Here is a 14,267-nt window from a genome sequence, read left to right as displayed (position 1 = left end):
GGTGCTGCTGTGGTCGCTGGTGGCGCTGCCGACGTTCGCGGGCGCGCTGATCGCCGTCGCGGGCCGGCGGGCCGACCGGGTCGCCGCCCCGCTCGGTGTCGCGGTGGCCGTCGCGGTGGCCGCTCTGGCGGTGGCCGCCGCGGTGGTACGGCCCGCCGTCGACGCCCCGCTGCTCGCCGGTATCCGCGCCGGGCTCGCGGTGGACGCGCTCTCGGCCCTGATGGTCGTGGCGGTGACGGCCGCGACCGTCGCCGTCCTCGTGTTCGCCGCGGCCGAGCCCGAGCTGCGGACGGCACGCTTCGCGGGGTTCGTGCTGCTGTTCGCCGGCGCGATGCTGGTGACCGTCACCGCGACGACACTGGTCGTGCTGCTCATGGCGTGGGAGGTGATGGGGGCCATGAGCTGGGCGCTGATCGGGTACGCCTGGCGCGACCCCGGCCGGGTCCGCAGCGCGCACACCGCGTTCCTCACCACCCGGGCCGCCGACCTCGGCCTGTACCTGGCCGCGGGCGCCGCGCTCGCCGGGGGGATCGGCACCCTCGCGCTGGCCGACCTGCCCGCCGCCGCGGCGCCGTGGAGAGACGTCGTCGCGGCCGGGCTGCTGGTGGCGGCGCTGGGCAAGTCCGCGCAGCTGCCGTTGGGCTTCTGGCTCTCCCGGGCGATGGACGGCCCCAGCCCGGTGTCGGCGCTGCTGCACTCCGCGGCGATGGTCGCGGCCGGGGCCTACCTGCTGCTGCGCACGGCGCCGCTGCTCGAGGTGACCGGCTGGGCGGCGGCCACCACGGCCTGGGCCGGCGCGGCGACCGCGCTGCTGCTCGGGCTGGTCGCGGCCGCCCAGACCGACCTCAAGCAGCTGCTCGCCGCCTCGACCGCCGCCCAGCTCGGGTTCGTCGTGCTGGCCGCCGGGGTCGGCGCGGTGGCCGGCGGGGCGTGGCAGCTCGTGGCGCACGCGGCCACCAAGAGCCTGCTGTTCCTCGCCGCCGGGGCATGGTTGGTGGCGCTGGGCACCGAGCAGCTCGACGGGCTGCGCGGCGCGGCGCGGCGGCACCCGGTCGTCGGCGTCGCGTTCACCGTCGGCGCGGCGTCGCTGGCCGGGCTGCCGCCGCTGTCGCTGTGGTTCACGAAGGACCTCGTACTGGCCGCCGCACTGGCCCGCAGCCCCGCGCTGTATGCGGTGGGGCTGGCGGCGGCGGCCGTGTCGGCGGTCTACAGCGCGAAGGCCGTCCGGTACGTCTGGCAGCCGGCGGCGACGACCGCCCGGCCCACCGGGCGGGTCACGGCCGCCATGCGGGTCCCGCTGGTGGCACTGGCCGGGCTCGCGGCCGGGCTGGGCCTGCTGCCCGGGCTCGTCCCGGGAGCGCTGTCGGCGCCGCCACCGGCGGCGTGGGAGGCGGTGGTGTCCGGGGTGCTCGCCGTCGCGGCGGCCGCGCTCACCCTGCGGATCGCTGCGCGGGTCGCGCCGCCCGCCATCCTGGCGTCCTGGCTCGGTCTGGAGCGCGTGGCCCGGGCCGTGCTGGTCCGCCCGGTCCTCGCGCTCGCCGCCGCGCTGGCCCGCTTCGACGACGACATGCTCGACCGGGCGGTGACCGCGGTGCCGCGCGCGACCCGCCGGGTGGCGCGGGCGCTGGCCGCCGCCGACGACGGGGTGCTGGACCGGGCGGTCGGCTCCACCGCCCGGTCGGCCGACGCCGCCGCGGCCGCGCTGGACCGGCGCGGGGAGCGGGCCGTCGACGGCGTCGTCGCGGCGGTGGCGGGGGGAGCGCGGGCGCTCGGTGGGCTGGCGCGCCGCCCGCAGACCGGGCAGGTCCACCAGTACTACGCCCAGGCCGCGGCGGTGCTCGCCGTGCTGGCCCTGACCGTGATCGTCCTGAGGTAGGGACCCCGTGCTCTCACTGATCGTCTTCCTGCCCGCCCTGGCCGCCGCGGTGCTCTCGCTGGTCCCGGCGTCCGTGCCGCGGCGCGTGTTCGCCGGGTCCTTCGTCGCCGTCGCCGCGCTGGACCTGGCCCTGGTGCTCGCCGCGTGGATCGGCTTCGTGCCCGGCGGGGGGTTCCAGTTCGAGCAGCGGGTGCCGTGGATCCCCGGCGCGGGGATCTCCTACCACGTCGGCGTCGACGGCCTGTCGCTGCCGCTGGTGGCGCTCACCGCGGTGCTGTTCCTGGCCGCGGCGGTGTACTCGCTGCGCGAGCAACGCGCGCCCAAGGCGTACGCGGTGCTGTTCCTGGCGCTGCAGACGGTCTGCCTCGGCCTGTTCGCCGCGCTGGACCTGATCCTGTTCTTCCTGTTCTTCGACCTGTCGATCGTGTTCATGTACTTCCTCATCGCCGGGTGGGGGCACGGCGAGCGGGCGCGCGCCGCGGCGCTGAAGTTCTTCCTCTACACGTTCCTGGGGTCACTCGCGCTGCTGCTCGGCTTCATCCTGCTCTCCCTCGCCGCCGAGCCCCGCACCTTCGACATCGTCGAGCTGACCGCCGCCGACCCGCTGGCCGGCGGTGGTACCTACGCCGCGCTGACGCTGCTCGCGATCGGCGTCGGGCTCGCGGTGAAGACCCCGACCGTGCCGTTCCACACCTGGCTGCCCCCGGCGCACACCGAGGCCCCCGCGGCGGGGTCGGCGATCCTGGCCGGGGTGCTGCTGAAGATGGGCACCTACGGTTTCGTGCGGATCGCGATGCCGATCCTGCCCGACACGTGGCGGCAGTACGCCGTGGTCGCGATCGTGGTCGGCGTCGTCTCGGTGGTCTACGGCGCGCTGGTCGCGCTGGCCCAGACCGACCTCAAGCGGATGATCGCCTACACCTCGGTCAACCACATGGGCTACGTGCTGCTCGGCGTCGGTGCCGCCGGGGTGCTGGCCGGCACCGACGAGCAGGCCCGCCGGCTCGCCACGACCGGCGCGCTCACCCAGATGGTCAGCCACGGGCTGATCACCGGTGCGCTGTTCCTGCTCGCCGGGGTGCTGCACGAGCGCGGCCACACCTACCGGATGGGCGCCTACTCCGGTCTCGCCGCGACGGCCCCGGCCTTCGCCGGGGTCTTCGCCGTCGCCGCGTTCGCCTCGCTCGGGCTGCCCGGCTTCTCCGGCTTCATCGCCGAGTTCCAGATCTTCACCGGCGCGCTGGCCGCCGCGCCGGTCGCGACCGTCATCGCGGTCACCGGCATCGTGCTCACCGCCGCGCTGTTCCTGCGCGCGCTGCAGCAGCTGTTCCTCGGGCCGCCGCGCATCCCGCAGGCCGCCGGGGACGGCTTCCTCGACCTGCGGCCGCGCGAGACCCTCTCGATCGTCCCCCTGCTGGCCCTGGCCACCCTGATCGGGCTGCTGCCCCGGGTGCTGCTCGACGTCGTCGAGCCCGCGTCGGCGACGCTGGTGGAGCTCGTGGGCCGATGAGCGGCGCGATGGCCCACGACCCCGGCGCGCTGCTGCCCGAGCTGCTGCTGCTCGGCGGCGCCGTCGTGGGGCTGCTGCTCGGGGCGTGGCTGCCGCGGCGGCGCCAGTACCTCGTGCGGCTGCTGGCCGCGACGGTGGCACTCGGCGGGCTGGTCGCGGCGGCGGTCGCGGCGCGGCAGCCCGACCAGCTCGTGTTCGGGACCGGGTTCGCCGTCGACACACCCACCCACGCGACGCGGGTGGTCGTGCTCGGATCGGTGCTGCTCGCCCTCGCCCTGTCCGTCCCCGCCACCACGGGGCACCGCAGGGAGACCGAGTTCGTCGTGCTGCTGCAGCTCGGCGCACTCGGCGCGATGCTGCTCGGCGGCGCGAACGACCTGCTGCTGCTGTTCGCGGCCTTCCTGCTCGCGAGCATCCCGCTCTACGCCCTCGCCGGGTGGGACGCCCGGCCCCTCGGCGCCGAGGCGGCGCTCAAGTACTACCTCACCGGCGCGTTCCTCGGCGTCGCGATGCTCGCGGGCGTCACGATCCTCTCCGGCGTCGGCGCCGCCACCGGCTACGGCCCGCTGCGCGACGGACTGGCCGCCGCGCCGCCCGCGGCCGTCGGGGTCGGGCTGGTGGCGCTGCTCGCCGGGCTCGCGTTCAAGATCGGGGCGGTGCCGGGCCACTTCTGGGTGCCCGACGTCGCCGACGGCACCCCGGCGGCGGTCGCCGCGGTCGTCACGACCATCCCGAAGGTCGGCGGGCTGGTCGCGCTGTACCGGCTGCTCGTGGTCGCCGTCCCGCCCGAGGTCGTGGCCTGGCCGCTGCTGGTCGCGGTGCTCGCCGCCGCGTCGATGACGCTGGGCAACCTGGCCGCGTTCCTCCAGAGCTCGGTGCAGCGCCTGCTCGGGTACTCGACGATCAGCCAGGTCGGCTACCTGCTGATGGCCGTGGCGGTGGCGGGCCGCGCGGACCTGGCGCAACCGGCCCTGCTGTTCTACCTCGCCGCCTACGCCGTCGCGAACCTCGGGGCGTTCGCCGTGGTCGCGGCGCTGCCGTGGGCCCGCACCCTCGACGACTTCCGCGGCGCGGTCCACCGGGCACCGCGGCTGGTGGCCGCGCTCGTGGTCTGCCTGCTCGGGCTGGTCGGCACCCCACCGACGGCGGTGTTCGTCGGCAAGCTCACCGTGTTCACCGCGGCGGTGGACGGCGGGTTCGCCTGGCTGGCCGTGCTCGCGGTGGTGAACACCGTCGCCAGCCTCTTCTACTACCTGCGCTGGATCGCCCCCACGATGCGCCGCCCCGCCGCCGGGGAGCCGGTGGGCGAGGCGTCTGCGGCCGGACGTCCTGGGGCGAGCTGGCCGGCGGGCGCCGCCTACGCGTGCGCAACCGTGGTGGTGGCCCTCGGCGTCCTCGGCGGGGTGGTGCTGACCGTGCTCGCCGGCCCGCCGGTCGCGGCACCCTGAGTCGCCCGCAGGCTCCGGGCCCCGGCGCGCGGGATCAGCCGTTCCCGTCGAGGTCGCGCGCGACCCGGGCCGCCTCGTCGGCGAACCCGGAGTCCACCTCCACGCGGTAGCGCTCGGCCTCCAGGCCGCTGATGCTGGAGAAGTCCCGCCGTCCACGCGTCGCGGCGTGGGCGAGGAAGCCGAACAGGGCGCCCCAGGCCGCGCCCAGCAGCGCGCTGAGCCCCAGTACGACCAGCACACCCGCGAGGCCGGCCACGACGAACAGGGTGAACAGCAGGCCGAACAGCAGCCCGAACCACACTCCGCTCGCGGCGCCGGCCAGCGCGGCGCGACCCTTCGTCAGCCGTCCCGTCACCTGCTCCACGGTGCGCACCCCGTCGCCGACGATGCGCACGTGCTCCACGGGGAAGCCCGAGTCGGACAGGTGGTCGACGAGGCGCTGGGCCTCGGCGTAGGAGGGCAGATCGGCCAGCACACGACGCTCGGGCGTCGTGGAGGGCGCGAACGCGTCGGCCGGCCGTGCCGCACCGTTGCCCGACCCGGTGCCGGGACGGGTCGCCGGGCCGGGGCGGGTCTCGCCGGGGTAGACGGTCGGGTCGGGCTGGTTCATGTCGTCTCCTGCACCATCGGGATCGCTGTCCGTCCCGGGACTACCCGGCGACGCCGGGTGGTAACAGCCGTTCGCAGGGTGCCGTTCCCGGCCCGGATGCCGGCGGGTGAACCGCCGTCGACCCGGGTATCCGGGTGCCGGAGGTGCGAGTCGATGATGCGGGAAGCTCAGGTGCTGGCGGTCGGCCAGGAGGCGGGCAGTGCCGGACCGATGATGGTGCTCGGGGTCGAGGGCGACGAGCGGGTGCTCCCGATCTGGATCGGGGTCGCCGAGGCGACGTGCATCGCGGCCGAGCAGCAGGGGATCCGGGGGCCCCGGCCGGGCACGCTGCACCTGCTGGCGACGCTGATCGGCGCGTTCGAGCGGCGACTCGTGTCGGTGCGGATCACCGAGCTGCGCGACAGCGTGTTCCGGGCGGAGCTCGTGTTCGACGCCGACACGACCGTCTCCGCCCGTCCGAGCGACGCCGTCGGGCTCGCGCTGCACGTCGGAGTGCCGATCCTGGTGGCCGACGAGGTGCTCGACGAGGCCGCGGTCCCCGGAGCCGGGGTCGTCGCCGGAGCCGAGCAGCAGGCCGGACTCGACGAGGAGTTCCGGCGCTTCCGCCGCTTCATCGACGAGGTGGATCCCGACGAGTTCGGGAGATCCTGAGCCGGGCGCGGCCCGGGCGGGCCTCAGGGCAGGGCCCGGGTCGCGTCGCGCACCACGGCGCCCAGGTCGCCGCCGCGGTCCCGCACCGCGCGCTGGCGGTCGGCGCCGGTACCCCGCCGCAGGGCGACCCCGGCCAGCTCGCGGACGGTGGCCAGGTCGCCGCTGTCCTCCAGCGCAGGCGTCACGTGGTCGAGCAGCCGGCCCACCACGACATGCGGCGGCGCGGGGCGCCAGGTGGACGGGTCGACGAGCAGGTCACCGAGGCCCGATCGGCCGGCTCGCCACGCCGCGAGCCGCAGGACCTCGGTGCGGACCGGGTCCGGCTCCCGCCCCTCGCGCCACTCGCGCGCCGCGGTCTCGACGAGCCCGCGGACCAGCGCCGCGACGAGGACCGCGTCGTCGCCGTCACGGCAGATGTCGGCGACCCGCACCTCGACCGTCGGGTGGGTGCGCGAGAGCCGGGCGTCGAAGTAGAGCATGCCCTCGTCGAGCACCGTGTCGGTCCCGAGCACGGTCCGCACCATGTCCCGGTACCCGGCGGCGGACCCGAACCGCTCCGCAGGACCCGCCGACGGCCAGCGACCCATCACCTGGCTGCGGTAGCTCGCGTAGCCCGAGTCTGCGCCCTGCCAGAACGGCGAGTTCGCGGAGAGCGCGAGCAACGGGGCCAGCCACGGGCGGATCCGGTCGAGCACCGCGACACCCTCCTGCGCCGACGCCACGCCCACGTGGACGTGGCAGCCGCACGTGAGCTGCTCGTGCCCGACGAGGCCGAACGTGTCGATCATCGCCCGGTACCGCGCCCCGGCGGACACGTTCGGGTCGACGGGCAGCGGCGAGGTGCCCAGCGGCGCCGGCTCGGCCCCGACGGCCCCGGCAGCGCGCCGCACGGCGAGCCGGGACCGCCGCACCTCGCGACCGAGCTCGTCGAGGTCGCGGCACGGGCGGGTGCCGGTCTCCACCTGCTCGCGCTGCAGCTCGCCGGTGATCTGGTCCACGCCGGGCTCCGCGCGGCTCTCCGCGGCCCGCAGCACGGCGCCGCCGACCGCCACGGCGCGCCCGTCTGCCGGCGCGACCAGCAGGAACTCCTCCTCGACGCCCAGCGTGCGGAGCGCGGGGGCGGAGCCTTGCCGGAGGTGACGACTCCCTGCGGCGACCACGCGTTCGGGTCCGCCGTCGACGCTCGGTACGGGTTCCATGCCACGGTGGTTCCCGCCGCTCGCGGCAGCCAATCGGCTGTGCCACAGTGCTCCCGTGGCGGTGCCCGGAGACGATCACGCGGCGGGCGCACCGCCGGGACGGCGCTACCGCCCGCCGCGCAGGTCGGCCCCGTCCCCGCGGCCGTCCCGAAGTGACGTGCTCGACACGAGCACCCGCTACCGCACCTCATCGGGTAGCAGGACGCGGTCGACCACGAACACCGTCGCGTTCGTGGTCGTGATGTTGCCGCAGAGCACCCCGGCGTTCTGCTCCTCGTCGACGACCAGGCGATCGGGAGTGCCGGTGACCACGAGCGGCTGGTCGTCGAGGGTCTCCAGGCCCGCGGGCCCGGCGGCGAGGGCGTCGGCGTCGAGGCGCGGGACGACGACGTGATGGGCCATCACCGCGAGCAGCTCCTCCCGCGGTTCGGCGAGCCACCGCGACACCGTGCCGGCCGGCAGCGCCTCGAAGGCGTCGTCGGCCGGTGCGAACACGGTGTAGCGCGCCGACGGGTCGTCCAGCGCCGCGGCCAGCCCGGTCGCGTCGAGCGCGCGGGCGGTCGTCGAGAGCAGCGGGTCGCCGCCGACGGCGGCCAGGGCGATCAGGTCCGCGGCGGTCCCGGGGAACCCGGTCCCGTCCACCGGCAGGCGCGGGCAGGCCGCACCGTAGGTGCCGGGACCGACGCCGACGTCGGGGAGCCGTGGCTCGTCGGCGATGCCGCAGCCCGCCAGCGCGAGTGCCGCCCCGCCCAGCAGGGCCCAGAGGCCGCGGGCCGCCCGGCCGCGACGTCGCGGCGGGCGGACCCGGCAGCGGAGGCCGTGGGCGAGGTCGGGTCGATGAGCGGTGTCGGCGGCAACCATGCACGCGGACTACCCGGCTGCCGCAGCCGCATGCGTCGTCCCCACCCGGCGACGCCATCGCGTCGGATCGCGGTGCGTGACCCCCGTAGCGGGTACCCCACGGGAATGGACCCCATCCAGCGCGACGACGGTCTCCCCGAGCAGACCCACCCGCAGGTGCCCTTCGCGTACCCGGCGGGCGGCGCGGGCTCGCACCTCGGTCCGGTCGATCCGAGCAAGACCGGGCCCCACGTCCCCGGGACACCGGTGCCAGTGCCCGATGACCGCGCAGCGGGGTCGGCCGCGGACGACCCGGGCCTGGGTGCGGAGGCGCTCAGCGCGCTGTCCTTCCTCGCCGGGGTCTGGCTGGTCGTCGCCCCCTACGCCATCGACCAGGTCGATCCGGCGGGCACGTGGATCGGCACGGCGGTCGGCGTCGCGGTGGCGATCGTGGCCGTGGTGCGGATGCTCGCGCCCGCGCGGGCGGTCGCCGTGGGGATCGTCAACGTGGGTCTGGGCGCCTGGCTGGTCGTCCTGCCGCTGGTGGTGGACCGGCCCGCGCCCGCGGAGCGCAACGACGTCATCGTCGGTGTGCTGCTGATCCTGTTCGCCGCGTCGAGCATGCTGCTCGGGCGACGCGCCCGGCGGGCCGCGCGCCGGTAGCGCGGCCACCGGAACGCGGTCATCGATCGGGTCGCGCGGCCTCCGCCGCGCGGCGCGCCGCTCGTGCGGAACCGGGCCGGGTGAGCCCCTCGCCGCCCGCGCCGCGGAACGGGGTACCCGCCCGGTCGGCCAGGGTCGCACGCAGGCGCCGCCACCGGGCCCGGCCGCGCCATTCGCCGGGGTCGAGCCGGTCGCTGCGGTCCAGGTCGGCGTCGAACCGGTCGTCGAGCTCGCCGGTGACACGGGCGTCGTCGACGACGAGGCCGACCTGCTCGTTGAGCGTCATCGAGCGCTGGTCGAGGTTGGTGGTGCCGACCATGGCCAGCCTGCCGTCGACGGTGACGACCTTGCCGTGCATCATCGTCGGCCGGTAGGTCCACACCTCCACCCCGGCGTCGAGCAGCCGGCCCAGGTGGGGCTCGCTCTGCCACTGGATCACGGGCCGGTCCGAGTGGTCCCCGGTGACCAGCACCTGCACCTGCACCCCGCGGGCCACGGTCTCGGCGAGCAACCGGTGCAGCCGCCCGGCGAGCCGGACGTAGGGCGAGGTGACCCGCACCCGGTGGCGGGCGACGAGCAGCAGGGCCCGGACGGCCAGCGCCGCCTCGTTCCACCCCGCCTGCGAGGAGGCGCGCAGCACCGCCGCCGCCGTGTCCCCCGGCCGCCGCACCGGCGGGAACAGGTCGGCCGGGGTGACGAGCGGGTAGGGCGTCTGCTGCCAGGCTTGAGCGAACGCCGTGCGCAACCCCGTCACCGCCGGACCGCGCACCACGACCGCGGTGTCGCGGTAGTGGTCGGGGTCCTGCGCGTGGCCGGTCCACCCCTGGGCGATACCCGTCCCACCGGTGAGCCCGACCTGCTCGTCGCACACGAGGACGCGCCGGTGGAGGCGCCGGTTGATCGTGGTCAGCCGCCGGGTGAGCAGCGGCTTGTAGAAGGCCACCGTGCACCCCGCCGACCGCAGCGCCCGGACCCGCGACCGCTCGACGGGCAGGGCGCCGAAGGAGTCGAGCAGCACCCGCACCCGCACCCCACGGCGCCCGGCGTCGGCCAGGGCGCCGACCACCTCGTCGGTGACCGGCCCGGGCTCCCACACGAACCACAGCAGGTCGACCGACCGGGCGGCGGCCCGTACCTCCCCGAGCAGGGCGCCGAACACGGCGTCCCCGTCGTGCAGCACCTGCACCGCGTTCCCCTCCTCGAACGGCGCGCCGAGCAGCGTCTCCACCGCGCGGCGCGTCGCTCCGGGCCCGGGTTCCTCCACGTGTGCTCCTGTCCTCGACGTCGGTAGCGCGTCCGTTTCCCGGGTACCCGGGAAACGCGACTCCGCACCGGTTGGCAGATCCGTCACGTCCTGGCTCTGCCCGGCGCGTCGCACGCGTACACCGACGAGCCGGAGGTGCAGATGATCGGAACGGGCCGACCCGGTGGCCTCGCGGGGACGGAGCCCCGCCGGGCCGCGGCGGGCTCCGCCTACAGCGCGGCGGGGCTGCTCGTGCTGCTGGTCGCGGGGGTGGGCGCGGGAACGCTGCTCGCCGGCCCGGCCGCGGCGGGGCAGCGAGCGGCGAGCGGGGTCCAGGAGGCGGTGTCGCGCATACCCGGGCTGATCGACGTCGTCCGGGAGGCGGCCGGGCTGGGCAGCCCGGTGGCCGCGGCGGTGGTGCTCGTGCTGCTGGGTTCGGCGCTGCTGCTTGACGGCCGACGCCGCCTGGCCGGGTACGTCGCCGTGACCGCGGCCGGGGCCGGCGTGCTCGGCGCCGGTACCGGGGCCGCTGCCGCGGCACTCACGTCCCAGGCGCCCGCCGGGCCCGGTGGGCACACGCTGTCCGCGGTGGTGGCCTACGGGCTGCTGCTGGTCGTCCTCACCCCCGCGGTGCCGCCGCGCTGGCGGCGCGGTGCCGCGGTGGCGGTGGTCGCGCTCGTCGCGCTCGTCGGGCTCGCGCGCTTCGCCGTGGGCGTCGCGCCGGCCCCGCTCGTGCTCGGGATGGTGCTCGGCGTGGCGTGGCTGGGCGTCACCACGACCGCCTTCGGCCACCGCGCCCGCCTGGCGCGCGACGGCCCGTACCGGCCGGTCGGGGCGGGCCGGGCACCTGCGGCGCCGCGGCCGTGGGTGCGGGCGGGCGCCCTCGCCGCGATCTGGCTGCTCCTGCTGGGCGCTCTGCTCAGCGCGGGCGCGCTGGTGACCGGGTCGGCCGCGGTGCAACGGGCCGACGCCGCCGTCACCGGGTGGTTCGTGGCGATCCGGGCCCCGACCCTGACCCCGGTCGCCGAGGTCTTCGGCGCGTTGGGCGACACCCCCACGGTCGTGGCCGGGGCGCTCACGCTCGCCGCACTGGTGGCGGTGGCCACCCGCAGCACGCGGCCGGTGTCCCTGGTGGTGCTGGTGCTCGGTGGGGAGCTGGCATTGTTCCTGGTCAGCGCCGGGGTCGTCGACCGGTCGCGCCCCGATGTCGGGAACCTGGGCCTGCTCGTGCCGCCCACATCGAGCTTCCCGTCCGGTCACGTGTCCGCCGCGGTCTGCCTCTACGGCCTCGCGGCCCTGCTGGCGGCGCGCGTGCTCGCGCCGCGGCTGCGGTGGTCGCTCGCGGCGGCGGCGGCGGCGGTGCTCGCGGTGGCGGTGGGGAGCGGTCGGATCTACTTCGGCATGCATCATCCCAGCGACGTCCTCGCGAGCCTGCTGTTCGCGGTGCCGTGGCTGCTGGCCTGCCTGCGTCTCGGGCCCCCCGTCCGCGGGGGCCCCGGGTGAGCCGGCGCGCCCGGCTCACGAGCACCACGGTCGAGGTCGGTGCGCTGCGGCTGCACGTCCGGACCGCCCGGCCCGACGGGGCGTGCTCGGGACCGGTTCTGCTGGTGCCCGGGCTGGGGTCCTCGTCGCGCTACCTGGAGCCGCTGGGGGTCGAGCTGGCCGCGGACCGCCTCGTCGTGGCGCCCGACCTGCCCGGCACCGGGCGGACCCCGCGTGCCGAGGACCCGCTGTCGCTCGACGGGCTCGTCGGGACCCTGCAGCGGCTCATGGAGCGCACGACCGGGCGGGCGACCGTGGTGGCCAACTCGTTCGGCTGCATCCTCGCGATCGAGCTGGCGCTGCAGGCCCCCGACCTCGTCGAACGGCTCGTCCTCACCAGCCCGGTCCTCGCGCCGCGGGCCCGTGGACCCGTGCCGCTCGTCGCCCGCTTCGCCCGCGCGATGCGGCACGAACCGCCCCGATACCTGGCCCTGGTGGTCCGCGACGTCGTGCGCGCCTCCGTCCGGAGGGCAGGCGAGGACCTGCGCTCCCTGCTCGCGGTCCCGGTCCTGGAGCGGGCGGCGGGCCTCGCGGTCCCGGCGCTGGTCGTGCGGGGCACCCGGGACCACCTCGTGCCCCCACCGTTCGCGCGGCGGGTGGCCGCGCACATCCCCCGCGGCGAGTTCGTGGAGCTGGACTCCTCGCACGCACTGCCCTTCGCCGCACCGCGGGCGCTGGCCGACCTCGTCCGTGCGCGGGATGCCGGCCGCCACGGCCCGCACGGCGACCTCGGCGAGCAGCACCCACCACCCGGGGCGGGTTCGTCGAGGGCCGGGTAGCGTCCGCCCGCAGCCGATCCGGAGGACAGATGAACGAGGGCGGCACCCGCGGTACCGCGTTCGTGCTGGGCGGCGGGGGTGTCCTGGGAGCGGTGCAGGTCGGGATGCTGCGCGCGCTGATCGAGGCGCGGGTGCGGCCCGACCTGGTGTTGGGCACCTCGGTCGGGGCGCTCAACGGCGCGGTGCTCGCGGCGCTGCCGCCCGGGGACGTCGCCGACCGGCTCGACTCGCTGTGGCGCTCGCCCGAGGCGCGTGCGCTGTTCGCGGCCGGGACGTTCGGGCGGCTGCGCGAGCTGGCCCGCAGCGGGGTCGCCGCGCACTCGTCGGGCCCCCTGCGCCGGGCGGTGACCGAGGTGCTGGGGGAGCGGCGCATCGAGGACCTCCCGGTGCGCTTCGCCTGCTGCGCGGCGGGCATCGAGGACGCGTCCGAGCACTGGTTCGAGCGCGGCCCGGTCGTCGACGCGGTGCTGGCCTCGGCAGCGGTGCCCGGGCTGTTGCCGCCGGCGGTCGTCGAGGGCCGGCACTACCTCGACGGGGGTCTGGTCGACAGCATCCCGCTGGGGCGCGCCGTCGAGCTGGGGGCGACCCGGGTGTTCGTGTTGCAGGTCGGGCGCATCGCGTCGCCGTTGCGGCCGCCGCGGCGGCCATGGGAGGTGGCGATGGTGGCGTTCGAGATCGCGCGGCGCCACCGGTACGCCCGCGATCTGGCCGCCGTGCCGGAGGGGGTCGAGGTGCACGTGCTGCCGACCGGGGGAGCGGGCGCGCCGCGCTGGGACAGCCGCGCCGCACTGCGCTACCGCGACGTCGGCTCCGCCGGTGACCGGATCGCCGCCGCGTACCGGGCGTCGGCGGCCTACCTGCGGGCCCACGCCGGTGTCGGGGAGGCGCGGTGAGCCTGCCCCCGGTGTGGGTCCGCCGGACGGTCCTCGCCCCCGCGATGATCCTGCTGACGGTGCTCGTGCTGACCACCCTGCCGGTGTGGCTGCTTCTGGCCGCCGCGTCGTCGCCGTTGCTGCCGGGCCGGTGGCGCGCGCTGCGCGTCCTGTGGGTGGGCGTGGTCGCGATGGTCCTGGAGTGCGTGCTGCTCGTCGCCCTGTTCGGGCTGTGGCTCGCCGCCGGGTTCGGCGCGGCCCTGCGCACCCCGCGCATGCAGTACCTGCACTACCAGCTCGCCGCCTGGTACCTGCGGGTGCTCTACCGCGAGGCCGCCCGGGCGCTGCGGCTGCGCGTGGAGGTCGAGGGCCCCTCACCCGACGACTACCTCGACCGGCCGCTGCTGGTGTTCTGCCGCCACGCCGGGCCCGGCGACTCGTTCCTGCTCATCCACGCACTGACCAACTGGTACGCCCGGGAGCCGCGGATCGTGCTGACCGAGGCGATGCAGTGGGACCCCGCCCTCGACGTGCTGTTCAACCGGCTGCCCACCACCTTCGTCCCCGGTCGTGGCGGTGCCGGGCTCGAACGGCGCATCGGCGAGCTGGCCACCGCGCTGGACCACGACGACGCGTTCGTCATCTTCCCCGAGGGTGGCAACTTCACCCAGCGCCGCCGCCTGGCCGGCATCGAGCGGCTGCGGGCGAAGGGGCTCGAGGAGATGGCCCGGCGATCCGAGGAGATGCGCCGCGTCCTGCCGCCCCGCCCCGGAGGGGTGGCCGCCGCGCTCGCCGCCGCCCCCGAGGCCGACGTCGTGTGGGTGGCCCACGCCGGGCTGGACCACCTGTTCACCCTGGCCGACGTCTGGCGGGAGCTGCCGCTGGACGGGACGGTGCAGATGCGCTGGTGGCAGGTGCCCGCGGCCGAGGTGCCGCGCGGCGAGCAGGCGCAGGTGGAGTGGCTCTACACCTGGTGGAAGCGGATCGACGACTGGGTCGACGACATCCGCGCCGCGAGCTGACCACACCCCGGC

The 14,267-nt window shown here is 76.5% G+C and carries 13 protein-coding genes; 9 read left to right on the top strand and 4 right to left on the bottom strand.

What is annotated here, in order from left to right:
• The first annotated feature begins 1 nt into the window (after position 1).
• The 3 genes from Q1K26_RS13770 to Q1K26_RS13760 are packed head-to-tail and all read left to right on the top strand — an operon-like array spanning position 2 to position 4,834.
• Positions 2-1,876 carry a proton-conducting transporter membrane subunit gene (locus Q1K26_RS13770; protein ID WP_300011661.1) on the top strand — a complete coding sequence of 625 codons (1,875 nt, stop codon included), beginning with the start codon at positions 2-4 and terminating at the stop codon, positions 1,874-1,876.
• 7 nt (positions 1,877-1,883) lie between these two features.
• Positions 1,884-3,386, top strand: coding sequence for an NADH-quinone oxidoreductase subunit M (locus Q1K26_RS13765; RefSeq protein ID WP_300011658.1), 1,503 nt, complete (start codon positions 1,884-1,886; stop codon positions 3,384-3,386).
• Positions 3,383-4,834 (top strand): NADH-quinone oxidoreductase subunit N, encoded by a 1,452-nt coding sequence (locus tag Q1K26_RS13760; RefSeq protein ID WP_300011655.1) that lies wholly within the window; start codon positions 3,383-3,385, stop codon positions 4,832-4,834. The genes Q1K26_RS13765 and Q1K26_RS13760 overlap by 4 nt, the downstream gene beginning before the upstream one ends.
• 34 nt (positions 4,835-4,868) lie before the next feature.
• Here the strand turns inward: Q1K26_RS13760 and Q1K26_RS13755 are convergent, their stop codons facing one another.
• Complete coding sequence (locus Q1K26_RS13755; RefSeq protein ID WP_300011652.1) at positions 4,869-5,444, bottom strand: general stress protein; 576 nt, start codon at positions 5,442-5,444, stop codon at positions 4,869-4,871.
• A 156-nt stretch (positions 5,445-5,600) separates the two neighbouring features.
• Between Q1K26_RS13755 and Q1K26_RS13750 the strand changes: the two genes are divergently transcribed.
• Positions 5,601-6,095 carry a bifunctional nuclease family protein gene (locus Q1K26_RS13750; RefSeq protein ID WP_363320480.1) on the top strand — a complete coding sequence of 165 codons (495 nt, stop codon included), beginning with the start codon at positions 5,601-5,603 and terminating at the stop codon, positions 6,093-6,095.
• Positions 6,096-6,118: 23 nt separating this feature from the next.
• Here the strand turns inward: Q1K26_RS13750 and Q1K26_RS13745 are convergent, their stop codons facing one another.
• A complete protein-coding gene (locus Q1K26_RS13745; RefSeq protein ID WP_300011646.1) occupies positions 6,119-7,294 on the bottom strand; it encodes a glutamate--cysteine ligase in 1,176 nt (391 codons plus the stop codon).
• A gap of 177 nt (positions 7,295-7,471) precedes the next feature.
• Positions 7,472-8,155 carry a fasciclin domain-containing protein gene (locus tag Q1K26_RS13740; protein ID WP_300011643.1) on the bottom strand — a complete coding sequence of 228 codons (684 nt, stop codon included), beginning with the start codon at positions 8,153-8,155 and terminating at the stop codon, positions 7,472-7,474.
• A 105-nt stretch (positions 8,156-8,260) separates the two neighbouring features.
• On the opposite strand from Q1K26_RS13740, the gene Q1K26_RS13735 reads away from it, so the two are divergent.
• Complete coding sequence (locus tag Q1K26_RS13735) at positions 8,261-8,797, top strand: hypothetical protein (RefSeq protein WP_300011640.1); 537 nt, start codon at positions 8,261-8,263, stop codon at positions 8,795-8,797.
• A 19-nt stretch (positions 8,798-8,816) separates the two neighbouring features.
• Here Q1K26_RS13735 and Q1K26_RS13730 read toward each other — a convergent pair whose 3' ends face one another.
• On the bottom strand, positions 8,817-10,061 hold the full coding sequence (locus Q1K26_RS13730; protein WP_300011636.1) for a phospholipase D-like domain-containing protein: 1,245 nt from the start codon (positions 10,059-10,061) through the stop codon (positions 8,817-8,819).
• A gap of 141 nt (positions 10,062-10,202) precedes the next feature.
• Between Q1K26_RS13730 and Q1K26_RS13725 the strand changes: the two genes are divergently transcribed.
• From Q1K26_RS13725 to Q1K26_RS13710, 4 genes are read left to right on the top strand one after another with little or no spacing between them, the layout of a single operon-like run.
• Positions 10,203-11,543: a phosphatase PAP2 family protein gene (locus Q1K26_RS13725; RefSeq protein ID WP_300011633.1), complete on the top strand. Its 1,341-nt coding sequence runs from the start codon at positions 10,203-10,205 to the stop codon at positions 11,541-11,543.
• Positions 11,540-12,361, top strand: a complete 822-nt coding sequence (locus Q1K26_RS13720; RefSeq protein WP_300011630.1) for an alpha/beta hydrolase — start codon at positions 11,540-11,542, stop codon at positions 12,359-12,361. Before Q1K26_RS13725 ends, Q1K26_RS13720 begins: the two co-directional genes overlap by 4 nt.
• Before the next feature lie 29 nt (positions 12,362-12,390).
• On the top strand, positions 12,391-13,254 hold the full coding sequence (locus tag Q1K26_RS13715; protein WP_300011627.1) for a patatin-like phospholipase family protein: 864 nt from the start codon (positions 12,391-12,393) through the stop codon (positions 13,252-13,254).
• On the top strand, positions 13,251-14,255 hold the full coding sequence (locus Q1K26_RS13710) for a 1-acyl-sn-glycerol-3-phosphate acyltransferase (protein ID WP_300011624.1): 1,005 nt from the start codon (positions 13,251-13,253) through the stop codon (positions 14,253-14,255). The genes Q1K26_RS13715 and Q1K26_RS13710 overlap by 4 nt, the downstream gene beginning before the upstream one ends.
• Positions 14,256-14,267: the final 12 nt, after the last annotated feature.

The sequence above is a fragment of the Pseudonocardia sp. genome (genome assembly GCF_029263155.1).
Classification (GTDB): Bacteria; Actinomycetota; Actinomycetes; order Mycobacteriales; family Pseudonocardiaceae; genus Pseudonocardia.
The sequence above is the reverse complement of the archived record's forward strand: the minus strand, read 5'-3'. Positions and strand labels throughout refer to the sequence as shown.